This is a genomic window from Streptomyces sp. NPDC047002 (assembly GCF_040704505.1).
Taxonomy (GTDB): domain Bacteria; phylum Actinomycetota; class Actinomycetes; order Streptomycetales; family Streptomycetaceae; genus Streptomyces.
In genome coordinates this window covers 138,516-156,643 of sequence record NZ_JBEYWC010000001.1, presented here as the reverse complement: position 1 = coordinate 156,643, position 18,128 = coordinate 138,516, and the positions used below count along the sequence as shown (strand labels likewise).

Below are 18,128 nucleotides of genomic sequence, written 5' to 3'. Positions count from 1 at the left end.
GGGCTGGGAGGGGCGGCCGCCGGGTCGTGGCGGTGCGGGGCGCGTGGTGGGCGCGCGGGGTGGGGAGAGGAGGGGGCTGTTACTCGGCGCTCTGGGGGTTCTCCGTGGCGCCGCCCTTTGCCTCGGCTTCCGCGATGGACTTGCGGACCTCGTCCATGTCCAGCGCACGCGCCTGGCCGATGACGTCCTCAAGGGCCGCCTCGGGCAGCGCACCCGGCTGGGCGAACACGGCGACGTTGTCCCGGACGATCATCAGCGTCGGAATCGAACGGATGTCGAACGCGGCGGCCAGCTCCTGCTGGGCCTCCGTGTCGACCTTCGCGAAGACGAGGTCGTCGTGGCGCTCCGACGCCTTCTCGTAGACCGGTGCGAACTGGCGGCAGGGACCGCACCAGGAAGCCCAGAAGTCGATGAGGAGGAAGTCGTGCTCCGACACCGTCTGGTCGAAGTTCTCCTTCGTGAGTTCCATCGTGGCCATGAGCTGAATACCTCTTCCTGTTATCGGTTCAGCCGCTTCGGACAACGGCGTGCGCCCGGAGCGTATTCCCCGCGCCCCTTCCCATTGATCGTCTGGCCATGCCGCCCCGGCCGCAGCAGACTGTGCCCATGACGGAAGCAATGGAGTACGACGTCGTCGTCGTGGGCGCAGGACCGGTCGGGGAGAACGTCGCCGACCGGGCGCGGGCCGCCGGGCTGAGCGCGGCGATCGTGGAGAGCGAGCTGGTGGGCGGCGAGTGCTCGTACTGGGCCTGCATGCCGAGCAAGGCGCTGCTGCGGCCGGTGATCGCCCGCGCGGACGCGCGCAGGATCCCCGGCCTGCGCGCCGCCGTGCAGGGCCCCCTCGACGTGCCCGCGGCGCTCGCCCACCGCGACGAGTTCACCTCGCACTGGAAGGACGACGGCCAGGTCTCGTGGGTCGAGGGCACCGGCACCGCGCTCTACCGCGGCCACGGCAGGCTCGCGGGCCCGAAGCAGGTCTCCGTCAGCGGGAAGGACGGCGGCGAGGTCCTGCTCACCGCCCGCCACGCCGTCGCCGTGTGCACCGGCAGCCGCGCCGTCGTGCCCGACCTGCCGGGCGCCGCCGAGGCCAGGCCGTGGACCAGCCGCGAGGCCACCAGCTCCCAGCGCGTCCCCGGGCGCCTCGTGATCGTCGGCGCCGGCGTCGTCGGCAGCGAGATGGCCACCGCCTACCAGGCACTCGGCTCCCAGGTGACCCTCCTCGTCCGCGGTGACCGCCCGCTGCCCGGCATGGAGCCCTTCGCGGGCGAGCTGGTCGCCGACGCGCTGACCGAGGCGGGCGCCGTCGTGCGGACGAACTCCTCGGCCGTCGCGGTCAAGCGCCCGGGCGGCGAGGGCCCCGTCACCGTCGTCCTCGCATCGGGCGAGCGCGTCGAGGGCGACGAGCTCCTCTTCGCCACCGGCCGCGCCCCGCGCAGCGACGACCTCGGCCTGGAGACCGTCGGCCTCACCCCCGGCGCGTGGCTCGACGTCGACGAGTCGCTGCGCGTGCCGGGCCACGACTGGCTCTACGCGGTGGGCGACGTCAACCACCGGGCCCTGCTGACCCATCAGGGCAAGTACCAGGCCAGGATCGCGGGCGCCGCCATCGCCGCCAGGGCCCAGGGCGTGCCGCTGCTGGAGACGGACCGCTGGGGCATGCACGCGGCGACCGCCGACCGCCTGGCCGTCTCCCAGGCGGTCTTCACCGACCCGGAGGTCGGCTCGGTCGGCCTGACCCTCGCGCAGGCCGAGCGCGAGGGCCTGCGGGTGCGCGCGGTGGACCAGGACATGGGCGCCGTCGCGGGCGCCGCGCTCTACGCCGAGGGCTACACCGGGCGGGCCCGCATGGTCGTCGACCTCGACCGCGAGGTCCTCGTCGGCGTCACCTTCGCGGGCCCGGGCGCCGGCGAGATGATCCACTCGGCGAGCATCGCGGTGGCGGGCGAGGTGCCGGTCGAGCGCCTGTGGCACGCCGTGCCCGCCTACCCCACGATCAGTGAGGTGTGGCTCAGGCTCCTCGAGGCGTACCGGGGCTGAGCGCGGACGAGCCGGGCGCCGGGCGCGATACCCAGCGCCCGGCGCCCGGGCAGGTACCCCCTCCCGCACCCGCCCGGCACCCGGCCTGACCTGCGGCGCGTCTAGGATGGGCACTCCGTGTCCGCAGACGAAGGAACTGGCGAAACCGTGCCCATCCCCAAGGCCGAACTCCACCTCCACATCGAAGGCACCCTGGAGCCGGAGCTCGCCTTCGCCCTCGCCGCCCGCAACGGCGTCGCCCTGCCGTACGCCGACGCGGAGGAGCTGCGGGCGCGGTACCGCTTCGAGGACCTCCAGTCCTTCCTCGACCTGTACTACGAGCTGATGGCGGTGCTGCGCACCGAGGAGGACTTCACCGACCTCGCCGAGGCGTACCTCGCCCGTGCCGCGGCCCAGGGCGTGCGGCACGCGGAGATCTTCTTCGACCCGCAGGCGCACCTCGCGCGGGGCGTGCCGATGGGCACCGTCGTGGCCGGTCTCGCGCGCGCCCTCGACCGCGCCCCCGAGCGGCACGGCGTCAGCACGCGCCTCATCCTGTGCTTCCTGCGCGACGAGTCGCCCCAGTCCGCCGCCGAGACGCTCGCGGCGGCCCGCCCGTACCTGGACCGCATCACCGGCGTCGGCCTCGACTCGGCCGAGGCGGGGAACCCGCCCTCGCTGTTCCGCGCGGTGTACGAGGAGGCGGCGCGCCTCGGGCTGCGCCGGGTGGCGCACGCGGGGGAGGAGGGCCCGCCCGCGTACGTACGGGAGGCCCTGGACGTCCTCGGCGTCGAGCGGATCGACCACGGCCTGCGCAGCGTCGAGGACCCCGCCCTGGTGGAGCGGCTGGTGCGCGACCGGGTGCCGCTGACGGTCTGCCCGCTGTCGAACGTGCGGCTGCGGGCCGTGGACGTGCTCTCCGAGCACCCGCTGCGGACCATGCTGGAGGCCGGTCTCGTCGTGACGGTCAACTCCGACGACCCCGCGTACTTCGGCGGGTACGCCGAGGACAACCTGCGCGCGGCGGCCGACGCGCTCGGGCTCGGCGACGACCAGCTGCGCCTGCTGGCCCGCAACTCCTTCGACGCCGCCTTCCTCGACGACGCCGAGGACCTCCGCGCCGCGTACCTCGCCGAGGTGGAGGCGTACACCTTCTGAACGGTGCGACGAGCCGGGCCGCCGCGGTGCGCAGCCGGCCGTGGCCGCCCCGAGCGTGCGGGGGTTCCGCAGGCTCAGGGCGCCCCGCCGCCCGGCTCGGCCCCTGCGACGGCGGCGGGCGCCGTGGCGCTCGCGGCGCGGCCGCGGTGGCGGTCCATCTCGCGCCACTCGGGGCGCAGTCCTGCCAGGTTGGTCGTGAGGAAGTACGCGACCCCGCCCACCAGCAGCACGGGCACGAGGCCGAAGGCGCCCACCGCGGCGCCCGCGAGCAGTCCGCCCAAGGGGATGCCCGCCCAGGCGGTGGCGTTGCCCAGCGCGTTGACCCGGCCGAGCAGGCGGCGCGGCACCCGCTCGAAGGAGATCGCGCCGATGATCGGGTTGAGGAACCCCGCCCCGAACCCGCCGACGGCGAACACCGCGAGCACCGCCCACAGCGGCGCGCCGAACGCCAGGACCAGGAAGCGGGGCGCCCCCGCGAGCAGGAACCCGGCGAAGAACACCGGCCTGCGCCGCATCCGGGACGCGACAGCGGCGGCGATCAGGCTGCCGCCGATCGCCGCGCAGCTCCCGACGGCCGAGGTCAGGCCGATCACCGCGGGGCCGCCGCCCGAGTCGCGGGCCCACACCGGCACGAGCACGCCGGCGTAGGCGGCGTCCAGCAGGTTCGTCACGCCGACCATGACGATGACGGTCAGCAGCAGCGGTTCGCCCCGCAGGAAGGCGAACCCCTCGCCGAACCGCCGCCAGTAGCCCGGGGCCCGCTGCTCCCCCGAGGGCAGCGCCTCGCCGGCCACGGCGCGGCCCATGCCCCGCGGCAGCGCCGCTGCCACGATCAGCGAACCGAGCGCGAAGCAGCCCGCGTTGAGCAGCAGGGCCGTCAGCGGCCCGAACAGCGCCACCACGGCGCCGCCGACCGCGGGCCCCACCGTCGAGGCCAGGCGCTCGTTGACCCCCGTGACGCCGGTGGCCCGCTCCAGCGGTACCCGGGCCCGGTCCGCGGCCTCCGGCACCATGATCTCCTTGGCCAGGTCGCCCGGGCCCCGCGCGGCCCCGATCAGCGCGACCAGGGCGAGCAGCAGGGGCAGGCTGAGCGCGCCGCGCGCGTGCAGCAGCGGCACGACAGCGGCGGCCGCCGCGCTCACCAGGTCCGTCGTCCAGGACACGACCCGTGGGCCCGCCCGGTCCACCAGGGGCCCGGTGAGCGCCTTCACCAGGACGTACGGCGCCATCTCGCAGAAGGCGACGAGGCCGGTGCGCGAGGCGCTGCCCGACGTGGCGAGGACGAACCAGGGCAGGGCGATCGCCGACACCCGGGTGCCCGTCAGGGAGACGAGCGTCGCCGTGAGCACGCCGACCAGCGGACGCAGGCTGCGCGGCCCCGGGGTGGTGCCGGCTGCCGGTATGCCCCCTGCGGGGCCCGGCCTCACGGGGCGTCCTGCTCGGCGCAGGAGAGCTCGGGCAGGACGAACGTGATCACCGAGACCCGCTCCGTACCGCCCGGCGCGTCGCCACGGGAGCCGGGGGAGTCGCGCCGGTGGCGCTCGGTCACGGCGCGCAGCTCCTCCCCGAGGGCGACCGCCTCGGCCGCGGTGATCCGCAGCGGGCGGTCGCTCAGGTCGAGCGCGTCACGCCAGGGCTCGGGCGCGGTCCCGGCCTCGTAGAGGGCGCGCTGCACGCGCAGCGTGTACGCGTGCGCCGGTACGCCTCGTGACATCACGCCCTCAGGACCAGGGGAGCGCCGCGCGCTCGCGCCAGTAGTCGTCGGGCGGCTGCGCGAGAGCCGACAGCTCCCCGAGCGCCGCCTCGTCCAGGGCAACGCCCGCCGCACGCACATTGCTGAGCACGTCGGCGGCCGTCACGGCGCCGGAGAGCACCACGTCTGCCCACGGCCTTGACAGGACGGCCGCCAGCGCCACCGCGTCCGGCGCGGCCCCCGACTCCCGTGCCACGGCGGCGAGTTCGGCGGGCAGCCGGTCCCCGGCCGCGAGCCGGCCGTTCGCCAGCGCCTCCTTCACGATGACCGTGCGGCCCGCCGCGCGCGCCTCCGCGAGTGCGGGGCCCGCCGAGGTCTCCAGCAGGTTGTACGTCGCCTGCACCGTCGAGAAGAGCGGGACGCCGTCCACGTCGAGTCGGAGCGCCGCGCGGATCGCCTCGGCCTGGCCAGGACCGCTCACGGACAGCCCCACCGTGACGCCGTCGGCGGCGAGCGCGGCGAGCCGCCCCTGGAGCGCCCGGTCGGTGAGCACCGGGCTCTGCGGGGTCACCGAGTGCACCTGGTACAGGTCGAGCCGGTCGCCGAGCAGCGCGCGCGTCTCGGCGAGCTGGCGCTCGAAGGCCGCAGCGCTGTGGTCCTTCACCTCGTGCACGTCCGCGTCGAGACGCCACTGCCCGACGTACGTGTAGCCCCACTTGCTGCCGACCGTGACGTCGCAGGCCGCGGGCCGGTGCGTGAGCCAGCCGGCGAGGAACTCCTCTGCCCGGCCGTACGACCTCGCCGCGTCGAGGTAGCGCACACCGTTCTCGTACGCCGCGTCCAGCACCTCGAAGGCCCGCTCCCGCAGGGCCTCGACGGTCCGCGCGGCGGGCAGCTCCGCCGCCCTGCCCGACGTGATGTACGCGGGCCTGCCGACGGCCGCGAGCCCGAGGCCCATCCTGGCCGTGCCCGCGGCGGCCGCGCGATCGAAGGACATCCGCCTCACCTCCCGGGCCATTGTGCCCCCGGTGCGCCACCGGCCCGGTGCACGCAGTGCCAAGGAGGTCGGGCACCCGGTGCGAACGACAGGGGGACCCGCCGCACGGCAGGCTGTGAGCAGCACCGCGGGCCGGGACCAGGGCCCGGCTGCTCGCCGCGGGGCGGCGGCGCGGCGGTGCACCTGGCGGGCGGGGGGCGCCGGGTGCACCCGGGGCCGCGCCGCCGTCACGCCCCGGCGCCGAGCCTGCGGTGCTCGGACGGCGGCATGCCGTAGGCATTGCGGAAGGCCCGGGTGAAGTCGGCGGCGCGCGGGAACCCCCAGCGCGCGGCGATCACATGCACGGGCGTCCCGGCGTGCGCCGGGTCCGCCAGGTCGCGGTGCGCGCCCGCCAGCCTGGCCCCGCGGATGTAGGCGGCGACGGTCTCGCCCTCGGCCCTGAACAGGCGGTGCAGGTAGCCGCGCGAGATGTGGTGGTGCTCGGCGACCCGGCCCGGCGTCAGGTCCGGGTCGTGCAGGTTCTGCCGGATGAACGCCTTGGCGCGCAGCGTCAGGACGCGGGTACGGGTCTCGGCGTGCTGGGCCCGCTCGTCCTCGACGGCGTGCGCGAGCACCGCGGCGACCAGGTCGGCGAGGACCGTGGCGAGCCGCGGCCCGTCGGCCGGCCGGTAGCCGCCGGTGCCGGCGGCGAGCTGCGTCAGGAAGTGCGCGAGCAGCGCTCCGGGGCCCGAGCGGCCGCCGAGGTGGCGGCCCACCGCGCGGTCCACGGTGGCGGCGGGCAGCGGCAGCAGCTGCTTGGGGATCTCCACGCCCACGGAGGAGATCCAGCCCCGGTGGGTCCAGATCTCGTAGGGGCGCGACGAGTCGTTGAGATGGAAGTCGCCCGCACGGTAGACGTTCTGCTCGCGACCCCAGGACACCCCTGCCCTGCCGTCCCGCAGGAGCGAGAGGTGGTAGACCTCGGGATCGGCCTGGCGGATCAGCTGCGGCGTCCGCAGGAACACCAGCTGCTCGAACCGCGCGGGCCACACCGCCACCGCGCCCAGGTCGATCAGCCGCTGGTGGGCCCGGAAGTCGGCGGCGCGCTCGCTCTCCAGCCGCATCGGCGCGTGGGTGCTGCTCATCAGCGCGCGCCAGGCGTCGAACCGGTCCTGCACCGGCAGGTCCTCGCTGCGGAACTCCGTCTCGCGCAGGATGCCCCTCACCCGTCCCTCCCGCGTGCCCCCGGCCCCCCGGAGCCGCCCTGTACCTGATCGGCGGGACCGATTTTCGCACAGGAGAACGACAGAGGGCCGGGGTCGTACGGGCCGGAGGCCGGCCCGTACGCCGCGCGGGGCGGCCGGCTCAGACGGTGGTCTGGCGGCGCGGCAGCTTCCAGTTCGGGCGGGGGAAGTGGCAGGTGTACCCGTCGGGGTAGCGCTCCAGGTAGTCCTGGTGCTCGGGCTCGGCCTCCCAGAAGTCGCCCACGGGCGCCACCTCGGTGACGACCTTCCCCGGCCAGATGCCGGACGCGTCCACGTCCGCGACGGTCTCCTCGGCGACCCGCTTCTGCTCGTCGCTCGTGTAGAAGATCGCGGAGCGGTAGCTCAGCCCGATGTCGTTGCCCTGGCGGTTGAGCGTGCTCGGGTCGTGGATCTGGAAGAAGAACTCCAGCAGGTCGCGGTAGGTGGTCTGCGTCGGGTCGAAGAGGATCTCGATCGCCTCCGCGTGCGTACCGTGGTTGCGGTACGTCGCGTGGGGGATGTCGCCGCCTGAGTAGCCGACGCGCGTCGAGATCACCCCGGGCAGGCGCCTGATCAGGTCCTGCATGCCCCAGAAGCAGCCTCCGGCGAGGACTGCGCGCTCGGTCGGTCGCGTCATCTTGCTCGTCTCCCCATGGTCGGTACCCGGGCGTTCCCGGCCCTCCCGTCAACCGTACCGACCATGGGGATTATGCCCGCGGGGCCGGCTCCCGGGAGTCTCGACCGGGCGCACCTGGCCCTCGCCGTCGGCGGGGAAGCCGTCGCCCTGGGGCGGCCCGACGGGGCCGTCCTCGCGCGCGGGGCGCAGCAGGCGGGCGCGGTGTCCGAGGGGGCGGGAACGACGTCGTGCTGTGCGGTGTCCTCCGTCTGCATGTAGGCGCGGTTGACGGCGTCCTGTCGGCGCAGCGCCGGCCCTTCGCCCTCGCGCAGTCCGTCCACCACGCCCTTCCACGGGTCGTCCTCCTGACCGCGGAAGAACTGCCATGTGGTGTACCGCGTGCGGTAGGTGGCCCCGCTGCCCTCCCCGTAGTGGGGGTGGTCGGAGACGAGGTGCGTGTGCAGGCCGGCCTCGCCGAGGATTTCCGGCATGGAGTCGTCGAATGGCTCGAGCGGCCCCACGAGCTGTGCAGGAAGTTGTAGCGGCGGGTGCGCGGCTCGCGCCGCGGCGTCGACCACGGTGTCCGCGTACGGGGCGAGCAGGTGCCGGTCGAGGCCGTCGAACATGAGCATGGTGGCGCGCACGGTGGAGGCCCCCCTGTCGGTGGACGGCGCGGACGGTCGGGGCGCGCGGGCTGTGCTACGGGCGCTCGCCGAGCAGCCAGGGGCGGATCTGCTTGCGGGCGTGGTGCAGGCGGGACTTCACGGTGCCCACGGGGATGCCCGTACGCTCCGCGATCTCCGCGTAATCCATCGCGCAGATGTCCCGGTAGACGAGCGGCGCCACCAGGTGCGGGCTGTCCTTCTCCAGCCGTTCCAGGGCGTCCAGGAGGTCGAGCCGGGAGCCTGCGATCACGCTGGTGGTGCGCGGGTCGGGGCCCGCAGCCTCGGTGTCGGGGAGGGGGTGCTCCGCCGCCCGGCGCTTGAGCTCGCGGTACTTCTGGCGCGCGCAGTTCGTAACGATCGTATAGAGCCAGGTGCTGAACTTGCTCCGCGCCTCGAAGCGCCGGATGTTCCTCGACACCTGGAGCAGGACGTCCTGCGCGGCCTCCTCCGCATCCTCCCTGAAGGGCAGGAACCGGCCGCAGCGCCGTACGATCTCGGGTCTGATCCCGCGCAGCAGGTGGTCGAGTGCCGCGTCGTCGCCGGCGGCCGCACGGGCCGCCAGGGCCTCGGTGTCGTCGTTGTCGGTCACGGGGTCTGCACGGGTCGCTCGGTCACCCGGGCATGATAACCACATGTCCCGACCAGAGCTGATCGGCCGCTACCGCATCGAACGACGCCTTGGCACAGGCGCTTTCGGAGTGGTGTGGCTGGCCCACGACGACCGCCTCGACGCCCCCGTAGCCGTCAAGGTGATGGCCGACAACTGGGCCTACCGCATGGACGTGCGCGAGCGCTTCCTCGCGGAGGCCCGCCTGCTGCGCAAGGGGACGTCCTCCGGAGTGGTCCAGGTCTTCGACGTCGGGGAGCTGCCGGACGAGCGGCCCTACTTCGTCATGGAGTACGCGGACCGCGGCACGCTGGAGGACCGGCTCACCGCCGGGGCGCCCGCCCTCGCCGAGTCCCTCTCGCTGGCCGCGCGGGCCGCCCGCGGCGCGGCCGACCTGCACGAGGCGGGCATCGTGCACCGCGACATCAAGCCGTCGAACGTCCTGCTCGCGAGCGGCGGCGAGGGCCAGGAGCGGGTCCTGCTCGCGGATCTCGGCCTCGCGAAGAACCTCGCCCAGGCCTCGGGTCTCACCGTCGTCGCGGGCTCCGCCGGGTACATGGCGCCCGAGCAGGCGGAGCCGTTCGACGGCATCGACGCACGCGCCGACGTCTACAGCCTGGGCGCGGTCCTGTACCACCTGGTCACCGGTTCGGTGCCGGGCCCGCCAGGCAAGGTGCTGCCGCCCGTCAAGGTGCGGCCCGACGTGCCGAAGGACGTGCAGCGCGCGGTGCTGCGGGCCATGGAGCCCGACCGCGAGCGGCGCTGGCCCACGGCCGCCGCGTTCGCGGACGAGCTCGACCGGCTGGCCGGCCGTCCCGCAGCGCCGGGCGCGGGGCCGCGGCGCCGCAGCCGCACCCGCACGGTGCTCGCCGGGGTCGCCGCCCTGGTCGTGGTGGCGGGCGGCGGCTCAGCCGCCGCGGCCGCGCTGCTGCGCCACGACGGCGGTCCGAGGACCGAGCGGGTGGCGGACGCCACCGGACGCGTCAGCGTCGCGGTGCCGCGCTCCTGGGGCCGCCAGCTCGTCGACTCGGGCTGGGACCCGAAGGGCCTCGGGCTCAGCGGCGGCCACCAGCCGGGGCTCACCGTGGCGCAGGACGTCGGCGACTGGCCGGACCTGGGCACCGACGTCAGCGGCGTCTTCGTCGGCGCCTACGGCGGGACGGCGAAGGACCTCGCGGCGAAGGTCGGGGCCGTGCACCACAAGGCGTGCACGTACGACGGAAGCCGTACGTTCTCCGACGCGTCATGGCGCGGCACGGTCCGCACCTGGACGTCCTGCGGGACGTCGGGCCGGGCGCTCGACGAGGTCGCGCTCGCCCCGTCCGACGGCCGCCCGCCGGAGGTGTACGTGCAGGTCAGGCGGGGGAGCGGGGACGACTCCGGCGCGACGACCGACCGTATCCTGCGCAGCCTGCACGTGACGGCCTGAGGGGGGTACCCGGAGCACTGCCCGCCGTCCCGCGCGGCGGGCACGGCCGGGGAGCCGGAACGGGCGTGAACTTTTCCGGCCCCGCCGTCATCGGATCTGGTGCACGCGCAGGACGGCCCGCGCACGGGTGCGCGGGCCGCGGGGAGCGCGGGCGGACGGGATGGCAGGCATGGTCAGCAACCTTGAGCAGGGCGAGCGGGGGCGGACGGCGGTACCCGGCACCGGGCGCACCCGCCCCCGCGTGCGGTGCGCGGCGGCCGCCGTGGCCCTGGTGGCGGCGTCAGGGGTGGCCCTCGCGGGCTGCGGCGCCGGGGCGCCGGGGACGCCGCGCGGCAGCGTGGGGCCCGCGGCGGACCGCGGGAGCGCGGCGCCTGCCACGGGCACGGACGCCGGGACCGCCTCCGGGACGCCGGAGACGGCGGCCGCGCCCCCGGCGTCCACCGCCGGCGCGGCGGACAGCGCGGACTCCGGGGCGCCGACGGCAGGGACGGCCTCGCCCGCGCCCTCCGCTTCGGTCGGCGCCCGCGCGGCGGACGGCGGCAGGACCGCCGCGGCGCCCGCGGGCGTCTCCCGCTGCCACACCTCGCAGCTGCGGGCGTCCGTCGGTCCTGAGGACCCGGGCGCCGGCCAGGAGAACTACGCCCTGGTGCTCACCAACACCTCCGGCCGCACCTGCACGGTCCACGGCTTCCCCGGCTTCGCCTTCGTCGACTCCTCGGGCCGCCAGGTGACGCAGGACCCGCAGCGCGTGGGCGGCCAGAAGCAGACGGTGCGCCTGGCACCCGGGCACAGCGCCTGGGCCGCGCTCGGCTTCCCCAACCCGGGCGTGGTGGGCGGCAGGACCGCGACCCCGGCCGAGGTAAGGATCACCCCGCCGGACGAGACGGCGTACCTCACGGTGTCCTGGAAGGGCGGCCCGGTCAGCGAGCACCCGCCGGCCGCGGGGGCACCGCACGTCGGCCCGTTCCAGCCACGCACGGGCCCCGGCACCCCCTCGGGCACCAGCCGCTGACCCGTATGCCGGGCCCGGCGGGGCGCACGGGCCCCGCCGGGCCCGGCGGGGCCTTGGCCGGTCAGGGGCGGGCGGCAGGCACCTGCTGGCGGGTCAGCCCGGGGTCGGTGACCGCGACGGGGCCGACGATCGCCTCGATCCTCGCCATCAGGTCGGCGTCGAGCCGCACGCCCGCGGCCTTCACGTTCTCCGTGACCTGCTCGGGGCGGGAGGCGCCGACGATGGCCGAGGCCACGTTCGGGTTCTGCAGCACCCAGGCGACGGCGAGCTGGGCGAGCGACAGGCCCGCCTCGTCCGCCAGCGGCTTCAGCTGCTGCACGCGCTCGAGCACCTCGTCGCGCAGGAAGCGCTTGATGGTGTTGGCGCCGCCCTTCTCGTCGGTCGCCCGCGACCCTGCGGGCGGCTGCTTGCCCGGCTCGTACTTGCCGGTCAGGACGCCCTGCGCGATGGGGGACCAGACGATCTGGCCGAGCCCGAGCTCCTCGCACGCCGGCACGACCTCGCCCTCGATGACCCGCCACAGCATCGAGTACTGGGGCTGGCTCGACACGAGCGGGATCCGCAGCTCGGTGGCGAGCGCGTGCGCGCGGCGGATCTGGTCGGCGGTCCACTCGGAGACGCCGATGTAGTGGGCCTTGCCGGAGTGCACCACGTCGGCGAAGGCCGACATGGTCTCCTCCAGCGGGGTGAACAGGTCGAACCTGTGGGCCTGGTAGAGGTCCACGTAGTCGGTCTGGAGGCGGCGCAGGGAGTTGTCGATCGACTCCCTGATGTGCTTGCGGGACAATCCGCGGTCGTTCTGCCCCTCGCCGGTGGGCCAGTAGATCTTGGTGAAGATCTCCAGGCCCTCGCGGCGCTCGCCCTTCAGCGCACGGCCGAGCACGGACTCCGCCCGGGTGCCCGCGTACACGTCGGCCGTGTCGAAGGTGGTGATGCCCGAGTCGAGGGCGGTCCGCACGCAGGCGGTCGCCGCGTCCTCCTCCACCTGGGAGCCGTGGGTGAGCCAGTTGCCGTAGGAGATTTCGCTGATGCGCAGGCCGCTGCGCCCGAGGTGACGGTATTCCATGGGTGATCACCTTAATTCGGCTGTCACCACGGCAGAAGGGGCAGCCTGCGGGAGACTTCCGGCTTGTCCTGTTACGAGTGTGTTCCCCGCCGGTTACGTACGGTGGCCACCGTGGCAGACCGGCCGGTATCCCGGCCGGTCAGGGCGCTTTCGGGGCGTCGGCCTCCGGGAATTTCCCGGGGCGACGCACCCCCTTCCCATTCCGCAAGACTGCTTGTAAGGTTCCGGCAACTGAAATCGAGATTGCAGGTGTGGCGGCAAGAGCCCCCACCTCCTGCGACCACCGAGCTCCCGGAGGAACCGTGCTGGCAGAACGCATCGCGTCGTGCTCCTCCGGACTGTCGCGCACCGACCGGCTGATCGCGGACCACCTCCTCGAACACATCGAGGACGTGCCCTTCCTGCGGGCCGCCGAGATCGCCGACCGGCTCGGGGTGAGCGCCGCGAGCGTGACCCGCTTCGCCCAGCGCCTCGGGTTCGACGGATACCCGCACCTCCAGGACGGCGTACGGGGCGACCTGCGCGCCGTGCTCGCCCCGCCCACCGCGCCCACCGGCGGCGAAGGGAGATACGCGCGCGTCTGGGAACGCGAGGCGCGCAACCTCGAACAGCTCAGGGAGCTGCCCGACGACGTGCTCGACGCCGCCTCCCGGATGATCGCCCGCGCGGGCACCGTCTGGGTGCTCGGCGGCCGGGCGTCCGAGTCGTCGGCCGCGGCGCTCGCCTTCTCGCTCGCCCGGGTCCGCGACGGAGTCCGCGGGGTCAACTCCTCGATCCTGCACGACTACCAGCCGCTGCTCGACGTGGGCCCCGGCGACCTGCTCATCGCCTTCACGTTCCGCCGCTACACCCGCAGCACGGCGGACATCGGCCGGATGTTCGCCGCACGGGGTGTGCCGGTCCTGCTGGTCACGGACGACGGCAGCCCGTCGCTCGCCAAGGACGCCGAGCTGGTCCTGCGCATCTCGGGCAAGGCGCCCGGCGGGCTGCCGTCGACCACGGCCGCGGTCAGCCTCGGCCTCGCGCTCACCCTCGGCGTCGTCGGCCACCTCGGCTCCGACCGGCTGGAGGCCGGCGAACGGCTCAGCCGGGAGATGGACATCTTCGAGGGCTGAAGTCCCTGGCCCGGCGCGGGGCCCGCCCGCCACCGTGGACCCAGCGTCCCCGCACGCCTCCACCGGCACACCGACCGCACACACCACCCCCCGTACCACCACACCCGCATCGCACCAGCGCACCACACCCGTACCGCACCACCGCACACACCACCACTGCACACACCACCACCGCACCGCGGCCGCACCCGGAGAGCGGCGCCGCCGCACCCGGGCGTCCCCGCACACCGGCGCGGTACCGCGCCCGCGCCCGGCGCCCCTCCCCGACGGCGCACCGGAAGCGCCCGCGCGCCCCGGCGAGGCCGGGCGGCCGAACGAACCAGGAGACCACGATGGCAGACGAACCCTCCCGCACCCCCCAAGCCCCGGAGACGGCCGGGGAGCCCTGGCAGTGGGACGAGCCCACCTGGCGCGGCCACGTCGAGCGGGTGCGCGCGGGCCGCTCCCTGGTCCCGGCGTCCTGGCCAGGCGGCGCCCGCGTCGCCGTGGCCCTCTCCTTCGACTCCGACCACGAGACGCCGTCCCTGCGCGACGGCGAGGTGCGCCCGGGCAAGCTCGCGCAGGGCGAGTACGGCTCCCGCGTCGCCGTCCCCAAGATCCTCCGGCTGCTCGACCGGCACCAGGCGCCCACCACCTTCTTCATGCCCGCGGTCTCCGCACTGCTCCACCCGGGCGAGGCGCGCTCCTACACCGAAGGCGGCCACGAGGTGGCCATCCACGGCTGGATCCACGAGCGCAACATGCAGCTGCCGCCCGCGGCCGAGCGCGAGCTCCAGCTGCGCAGCGCCGACACCCTGGAGCGCGTCTCCGGGCAGCGCCCCGTCGGCATCCGCACGCCGTCCTGGGACTTCTCCGACCACACCCTGGCCATCACCCGCGAGATGGGCCTGCTCTACGACTCGTCCCTGATGGCCGACGACGACCCGTACGAACTCCTCGCCGACGGCGAGGCCACCGGCGTCGTGGAGATCCCCGTCGAGTGGATCAGGGACGATGCGCCCTACTTCAACATGGACCGCTACACCGGGCTGCGCCCCTACACGCCGCCGCGCTCCGTCCTCGGCATCTGGCGCGACGAGTTCGACCAGGCGTACCGCGAGGGCGGCGTCTTCCAGCTGACGATGCACCCCCACTTCATCGGCCACCGCTCCCGGCTGCCGGTACTCGCCGAGCTGCTCGACCACATCTCCGCCCACCCCGGCGTCTGGTTCACCACCCACGCCGACCTCGCCCGCCACGTGGCCGCGCAGGCCGGGCTCCCCGCAGGCACCACACCATCCGCCCCGCGCACCGCAGCTCACGAAGGGCCATGACGATGACGCAGCACGCCACGCCCCCCGGCACACCGCCGGCATCCGCGAAACACACCGCAGCGCCCGGCCCCGGGGACAGGGAGGCCGCGGCACGGCGCCGCCGCGCCCTGTGGGCCGGCGCCGTCGGCAACACCGTCGAGTGGGTGGACTGGGCCGTCTACTCGACGTTCTCCTCCGTGTTCGCCGGCACGTTCTTCCCCTCGCACGCGCCGGAGGCCGCCCTGCTCTCGACGCTCGCCGTCTTCGCCGTGGGCTTCCTGATGCGTCCCGTCGGCGGCGCCGTCCTCGGCGCCTACGGCGACCGGCACGGCCGCAAGAAGGCCATGACCCTCACCATCTCGATGATGGCCGGCGCCGCCCTCGTCATCGCGGTGTGCCCCGGCTACTCCATCATCGGCGTCGGCGCCCCCGTCGTCCTGGTGCTCGCGCGGCTCGTGCAGGGCTTCTCGGCCGGCGGCGAGTTCGGCACCTCCTCCGCCTTCCTCATCGAGTCCGCGGCCCCCGGCAGGCGGGCCCTCGCCGGCTCCTGGCAGCAGGTGTCCGTCGGCGCGGGCACGCTCATCGCCTCCCTGATGGGCACCATCCTCACCAGCACCCTCGACGACCACGCCCTCGACACCTGGGGCTGGCGGATCGCCTTCGCCGTGGCGGGCCTGCTGGGCCTCGTCGGACTCTGGCTGCGCACCCACGTCGAGGAGACCGAGTCCTTCCAGCGCCTCGAACGCGCCGAGGGACCCCGCGCCAACCCGCTGCGCGCCATGCTCGTGCAGCACCCGCGCGCCGCGCTGCGCGTGGTCGGCGTGACGGTGGCGGGCACCCTGATCTACTACCTGTGGGTCAGCTACATGCCGTCGTACGTCCACGTCACCACCGGCATGCCGCTCAACAAGGCGCTGCTCGCCAACACCCTCTCCCTCGCGGTGTTCATCGTGCTGCTGCCGTTCGGCGGCATGCTCTCCGACCGGATCGGGCGCAAGGCCACCATGACCGCCTTCGCGGGCGGCTTCCTGGTCCTCGCGTGGCCGCTGTTCCACGTGCTCGACGACAACTTCTGGACCCTGCTCGGCGTCGAGCTCGTCGGCATCGTCCTGCTGGTCGGCTACTCCGCCAACTGTGCCGTCATCATGGCCGAGCAGTTTCCGCCCGAGGTGCGCACCACGGGCATCGCCCTGCCGTACGCGCTGGCCGTCGCCGTCTTCGGCGGCACCGCCCCCTACCTCACCACCTGGATGAGTTCGAGCGGCCACCGCGACCTGGTGTGGCTCTACCTGGCCGCCGCCGCACTCGTCGGCGTGATCGTCTACACCGCCATGCCCGAGACGAAGAACAAGGAGATCGCATGAGCCCCCACGCCGAGCCGCCCCCTGGCCGGCACGTCCTCGTCACCGGCGCCGCCGGAGGCATCGGCGCCGCCGTGTGCGCCGCCTTCGCCGAGGAGGGCTGCACCGTCACCGCGAGCGACCTGCCCTCCGCCGCGCTCACCGGGCTGGTGGCGCGCCTCGGCGAGTACGGCGGCACCGCACGCGCGCTCCCCGCCGACCTCGCGGACGCCGAGGCGGCGGCCGCGCTCGTCGGCCGCGCCGCGGACCTCGCGGGCCCGCCCGACGTGCTCGTCAACGCCGCCGGCATCTACCCCGCCGTGCCCCTCGCCGAGATGACGGCGGCGCTCTGGGACCGCGTGCAGGACGTCAACGTCCGCGCGGCGATGCTCACCAGCGCCGCCCTCGCCCGCCTGCTGACCGCCGCAGGCACCCCGGGCGCGATCGTCAACATCACCTCGGGCGCCGCGCTGCGCGCCCGCTTCGGCGCCGCGCACTACAGCGCGTCCAAGGCCGCCCTGGAGATGCTGACGCGCTCCTGCGCCGTCGAGTTCGGGCCCCACGGCATCCGTGTCAACGCCGTCTCGCCCGGGTTCGTGACCGTGGACAGCGCCGTCAACCCCGTCACCGAGGAGTACGCGGCCGCCGTCTCCGTCAACCCGCTCGGCCGCCCGGGGGAGCCCGCCGACATCGCGCGCGCGGTGCGCTGGGTCGCGGGCCCCGAGGCGTCCTGGATGACGGGTTCCGTCGTACGCCTCGACGGGGGCGCGTCCGCGGGCACCACGACGCTGCCGCGCCACTGGCCGGGACTCTCCGGCACCCAGGCGGGCGCAGACCGTGAGCAGGCGGTGTCATGAGCGCCCCCGAGGCCGCGGGGCCCCGCGCCGAGTACACCGTCGTCGGCTGCGGCGCCATCGGCGGCACCCTCGCCTTCCATCTCGCCGACGCCGGGCACACCGTCCACGTCGTGGACACGGACACCGCCCATGTGGCGGCCCTGCGCGAGCGTGGACTCACCCTCAGGGGGCCGCGGGGCGAGCGCACGGTGCGCGTCGCAGCGACCACACCCGACGCGCTCGACCACACCCCGCGCCGGGTGCTGCTGTGCGTGAAGGCGCAGGCCACCGCCGCCGCGGCCGACTGGCTCGCCCCCCGGCTCGCCCCCGACGGCTGGGTCGTCTCCCTCCAGAACGGCCTCAACGAAGGGCTCATCGCAGAACGGGTCGGCGCGCACAGGACCGTGGGCGCGTTCGTCAACCTCTTCGCCGACGTGGTCGCGCCCGGCGTCGTGCAGGACGGCGGGGCGGGCGCCCTCGTCGTCGGGGAGCTCGACGGCTCCCCGAGCGAGCGGGTCGCCGCCCTCGTGGCCGACCTCGCCGCCTGGGGGCCCGCCCGCGCCACCGGCAACGTCTCCGGATACCTCTGGTCCAAGCTGGCCTTCGGCACGATGCTCACCGCCACCGCGCTGGTCGACGCGCCGATGGCCCGTGTCATCGACGTCCACAGGCCCCTGATGTACGCGCTCGCCGCCGAGGTCGAGGCCGTCGCCACCGCCGAGGGGCACGGTCTCGAACCCTTCGACGCCTACGACCCCGCCGCCTACCTGCCCGGCGCGCCCCGCGACCTGCGCGAGCGCGCCACCGACACCCTCGTGGCATGGCTCGCGGGCCAGGCCAAGGACCGCAGCGGCATCTGGCGCGACATCGCCGTGCGCCACCGGCCGGTGGAGGTGCACCACCACTACCGGCCCGTGCGGGAGGCCGCGGCCCGGCACGGCGTGCCCGTGCCGCTGCTCGGCCGCCTGCTCACCCTGCTCGCCGAGGTCGAGTCGGGGGAGCGCCCCATGGCCCCGGCCAACCTGACCGACCTGTACGACCCCGCCACCCCCCGGAAGTGACC

18 protein-coding genes are annotated in these 18,128 nt (G+C 74.8%); 9 read left to right on the top strand and 9 right to left on the bottom strand.

All coding sequences use genetic code 11. The features are described 5' to 3' along the window. Window positions 1–79: 79 nt before the first annotated feature. A complete protein-coding gene (gene trxA / locus AB0910_RS00780; RefSeq protein WP_366742303.1) occupies window positions 80–478 on the bottom strand; it encodes a thioredoxin in 399 nt (132 codons plus the stop codon). Window positions 479–606: 128 nt separating this feature from the next. On the opposite strand from trxA, the gene AB0910_RS00775 reads away from it, so the two are divergent. Then, entirely contained in the window at window positions 607–2,037 is a 1,431-nt protein-coding gene (locus AB0910_RS00775; protein WP_366742302.1) for an NAD(P)/FAD-dependent oxidoreductase, read from the top strand. A gap of 147 nt (window positions 2,038–2,184) precedes the next feature. Further along, on the top strand, window positions 2,185–3,174 hold the full coding sequence (locus AB0910_RS00770; RefSeq protein WP_366742301.1) for an adenosine deaminase: 990 nt from the start codon (window positions 2,185–2,187) through the stop codon (window positions 3,172–3,174). Window positions 3,175–3,248: 74 nt separating this feature from the next. Here AB0910_RS00770 and AB0910_RS00765 read toward each other — a convergent pair whose 3' ends face one another. From AB0910_RS00765 to AB0910_RS00735, 7 genes are all read right to left on the bottom strand, one after another. Beyond that, on the bottom strand, window positions 3,249–4,601 hold the full coding sequence (locus AB0910_RS00765) for an MFS transporter (protein WP_366742300.1): 1,353 nt from the start codon (window positions 4,599–4,601) through the stop codon (window positions 3,249–3,251). Next, window positions 4,598–4,888 (bottom strand): hypothetical protein, encoded by a 291-nt coding sequence (locus AB0910_RS00760; protein WP_366742299.1) that lies wholly within the window; start codon window positions 4,886–4,888, stop codon window positions 4,598–4,600. The genes AB0910_RS00765 and AB0910_RS00760 overlap by 4 nt, the downstream gene beginning before the upstream one ends. Before the next feature lie 7 nt (window positions 4,889–4,895). Next, window positions 4,896–5,864 (bottom strand): aldo/keto reductase, encoded by a 969-nt coding sequence (locus AB0910_RS00755; RefSeq protein ID WP_366742298.1) that lies wholly within the window; start codon window positions 5,862–5,864, stop codon window positions 4,896–4,898. Between the two features lie 227 nt (window positions 5,865–6,091). Further along, the gene (locus AB0910_RS00750) at window positions 6,092–7,069 is read right to left on the bottom strand and encodes a helix-turn-helix domain-containing protein (RefSeq protein WP_366742297.1); all 978 of its coding nucleotides are present in this window, start codon (window positions 7,067–7,069) and stop codon (window positions 6,092–6,094) included. Window positions 7,070–7,208: 139 nt separating this feature from the next. Beyond that, the gene (msrA, locus tag AB0910_RS00745; RefSeq protein ID WP_366742296.1) at window positions 7,209–7,724 is read right to left on the bottom strand and encodes a peptide-methionine (S)-S-oxide reductase MsrA; all 516 of its coding nucleotides are present in this window, start codon (window positions 7,722–7,724) and stop codon (window positions 7,209–7,211) included. After that, window positions 7,721–8,335 carry a hypothetical protein gene (locus AB0910_RS00740; RefSeq protein WP_366742295.1) on the bottom strand — a complete coding sequence of 205 codons (615 nt, stop codon included), beginning with the start codon at window positions 8,333–8,335 and terminating at the stop codon, window positions 7,721–7,723. The genes msrA and AB0910_RS00740 overlap by 4 nt, the downstream gene beginning before the upstream one ends. 67 nt (window positions 8,336–8,402) lie before the next feature. Further along, complete coding sequence (locus tag AB0910_RS00735) at window positions 8,403–8,957, bottom strand: sigma-70 family RNA polymerase sigma factor (protein WP_366742294.1); 555 nt, start codon at window positions 8,955–8,957, stop codon at window positions 8,403–8,405. Window positions 8,958–9,000: 43 nt separating this feature from the next. On the opposite strand from AB0910_RS00735, the gene AB0910_RS00730 reads away from it, so the two are divergent. Both AB0910_RS00730 and AB0910_RS00725 read left to right on the top strand, forming a co-directional pair. Next, entirely contained in the window at window positions 9,001–10,404 is a 1,404-nt protein-coding gene (locus AB0910_RS00730) for a serine/threonine-protein kinase (protein WP_366742293.1), read from the top strand. Window positions 10,405–10,573: 169 nt separating this feature from the next. Further along, on the top strand, window positions 10,574–11,416 hold the full coding sequence (locus AB0910_RS00725) for a DUF4232 domain-containing protein (protein ID WP_366742292.1): 843 nt from the start codon (window positions 10,574–10,576) through the stop codon (window positions 11,414–11,416). Window positions 11,417–11,477: 61 nt separating this feature from the next. On the opposite strand, the gene AB0910_RS00720 is transcribed toward AB0910_RS00725, so the two are convergent. Further along, window positions 11,478–12,482: an aldo/keto reductase family protein gene (locus AB0910_RS00720; protein ID WP_366742291.1), complete on the bottom strand. Its 1,005-nt coding sequence runs from the start codon at window positions 12,480–12,482 to the stop codon at window positions 11,478–11,480. Between the two features lie 302 nt (window positions 12,483–12,784). Here AB0910_RS00720 and AB0910_RS00715 point away from each other — a divergent pair, with 302 nt between their 5' ends. The 5 genes from AB0910_RS00715 (at window position 12,785) to AB0910_RS00695 (ending at window position 18,126) form a co-directional block, all read left to right on the top strand. Then, complete coding sequence (locus AB0910_RS00715; RefSeq protein ID WP_366742290.1) at window positions 12,785–13,597, top strand: MurR/RpiR family transcriptional regulator; 813 nt, start codon at window positions 12,785–12,787, stop codon at window positions 13,595–13,597. Between the two features lie 332 nt (window positions 13,598–13,929). Then, the gene (locus AB0910_RS00710; RefSeq protein WP_366742289.1) at window positions 13,930–14,910 is read left to right on the top strand and encodes a polysaccharide deacetylase; all 981 of its coding nucleotides are present in this window, start codon (window positions 13,930–13,932) and stop codon (window positions 14,908–14,910) included. A 2-nt stretch (window positions 14,911–14,912) separates the two neighbouring features. Next, window positions 14,913–16,253 carry an MFS transporter gene (locus tag AB0910_RS00705; RefSeq protein ID WP_366742722.1) on the top strand — a complete coding sequence of 447 codons (1,341 nt, stop codon included), beginning with the start codon at window positions 14,913–14,915 and terminating at the stop codon, window positions 16,251–16,253. Continuing rightward, window positions 16,250–17,086 carry an SDR family oxidoreductase gene (locus tag AB0910_RS00700; RefSeq protein WP_366742288.1) on the top strand — a complete coding sequence of 279 codons (837 nt, stop codon included), beginning with the start codon at window positions 16,250–16,252 and terminating at the stop codon, window positions 17,084–17,086. Before AB0910_RS00705 ends, AB0910_RS00700 begins: the two co-directional genes overlap by 4 nt. Then, window positions 17,083–18,126 carry a 2-dehydropantoate 2-reductase gene (locus tag AB0910_RS00695; RefSeq protein WP_366742287.1) on the top strand — a complete coding sequence of 348 codons (1,044 nt, stop codon included), beginning with the start codon at window positions 17,083–17,085 and terminating at the stop codon, window positions 18,124–18,126. Before AB0910_RS00700 ends, AB0910_RS00695 begins: the two co-directional genes overlap by 4 nt. The last annotated feature ends 2 nt before the right edge of the window (window positions 18,127–18,128 follow it).

Coding starts and splice junctions, on each gene's coding strand:
- trxA (WP_366742303.1), bottom strand. CDS start 478: ATGGCCACGATGGAACTCACGAAGGAGAACTTCGACCAGACGGTGTCG.
- AB0910_RS00775 (WP_366742302.1), top strand. CDS start 607: ATGACGGAAGCAATGGAGTACGACGTCGTCGTCGTGGGCGCAGGACCG.
- AB0910_RS00760 (WP_366742299.1), bottom strand. CDS start 4,888: ATGTCACGAGGCGTACCGGCGCACGCGTACACGCTGCGCGTGCAGCGC.
- AB0910_RS00755 (WP_366742298.1), bottom strand. CDS start 5,864: ATGTCCTTCGATCGCGCGGCCGCCGCGGGCACGGCCAGGATGGGCCTC.
- msrA (WP_366742296.1), bottom strand. CDS start 7,724: ATGACGCGACCGACCGAGCGCGCAGTCCTCGCCGGAGGCTGCTTCTGG.
- AB0910_RS00740 (WP_366742295.1), bottom strand. CDS start 8,335: ATGCTCATGTTCGACGGCCTCGACCGGCACCTGCTCGCCCCGTACGCG.
- AB0910_RS00730 (WP_366742293.1), top strand. CDS start 9,001: ATGTCCCGACCAGAGCTGATCGGCCGCTACCGCATCGAACGACGCCTT.
- AB0910_RS00725 (WP_366742292.1), top strand. CDS start 10,574: ATGGTCAGCAACCTTGAGCAGGGCGAGCGGGGGCGGACGGCGGTACCC.
- AB0910_RS00720 (WP_366742291.1), bottom strand. CDS start 12,482: ATGGAATACCGTCACCTCGGGCGCAGCGGCCTGCGCATCAGCGAAATC.
- AB0910_RS00710 (WP_366742289.1), top strand. CDS start 13,930: ATGGCAGACGAACCCTCCCGCACCCCCCAAGCCCCGGAGACGGCCGGG.
- AB0910_RS00705 (WP_366742722.1), top strand. CDS start 14,913: ATGACGCAGCACGCCACGCCCCCCGGCACACCGCCGGCATCCGCGAAA.
- AB0910_RS00700 (WP_366742288.1), top strand. CDS start 16,250: ATGAGCCCCCACGCCGAGCCGCCCCCTGGCCGGCACGTCCTCGTCACC.
- AB0910_RS00695 (WP_366742287.1), top strand. CDS start 17,083: ATGAGCGCCCCCGAGGCCGCGGGGCCCCGCGCCGAGTACACCGTCGTC.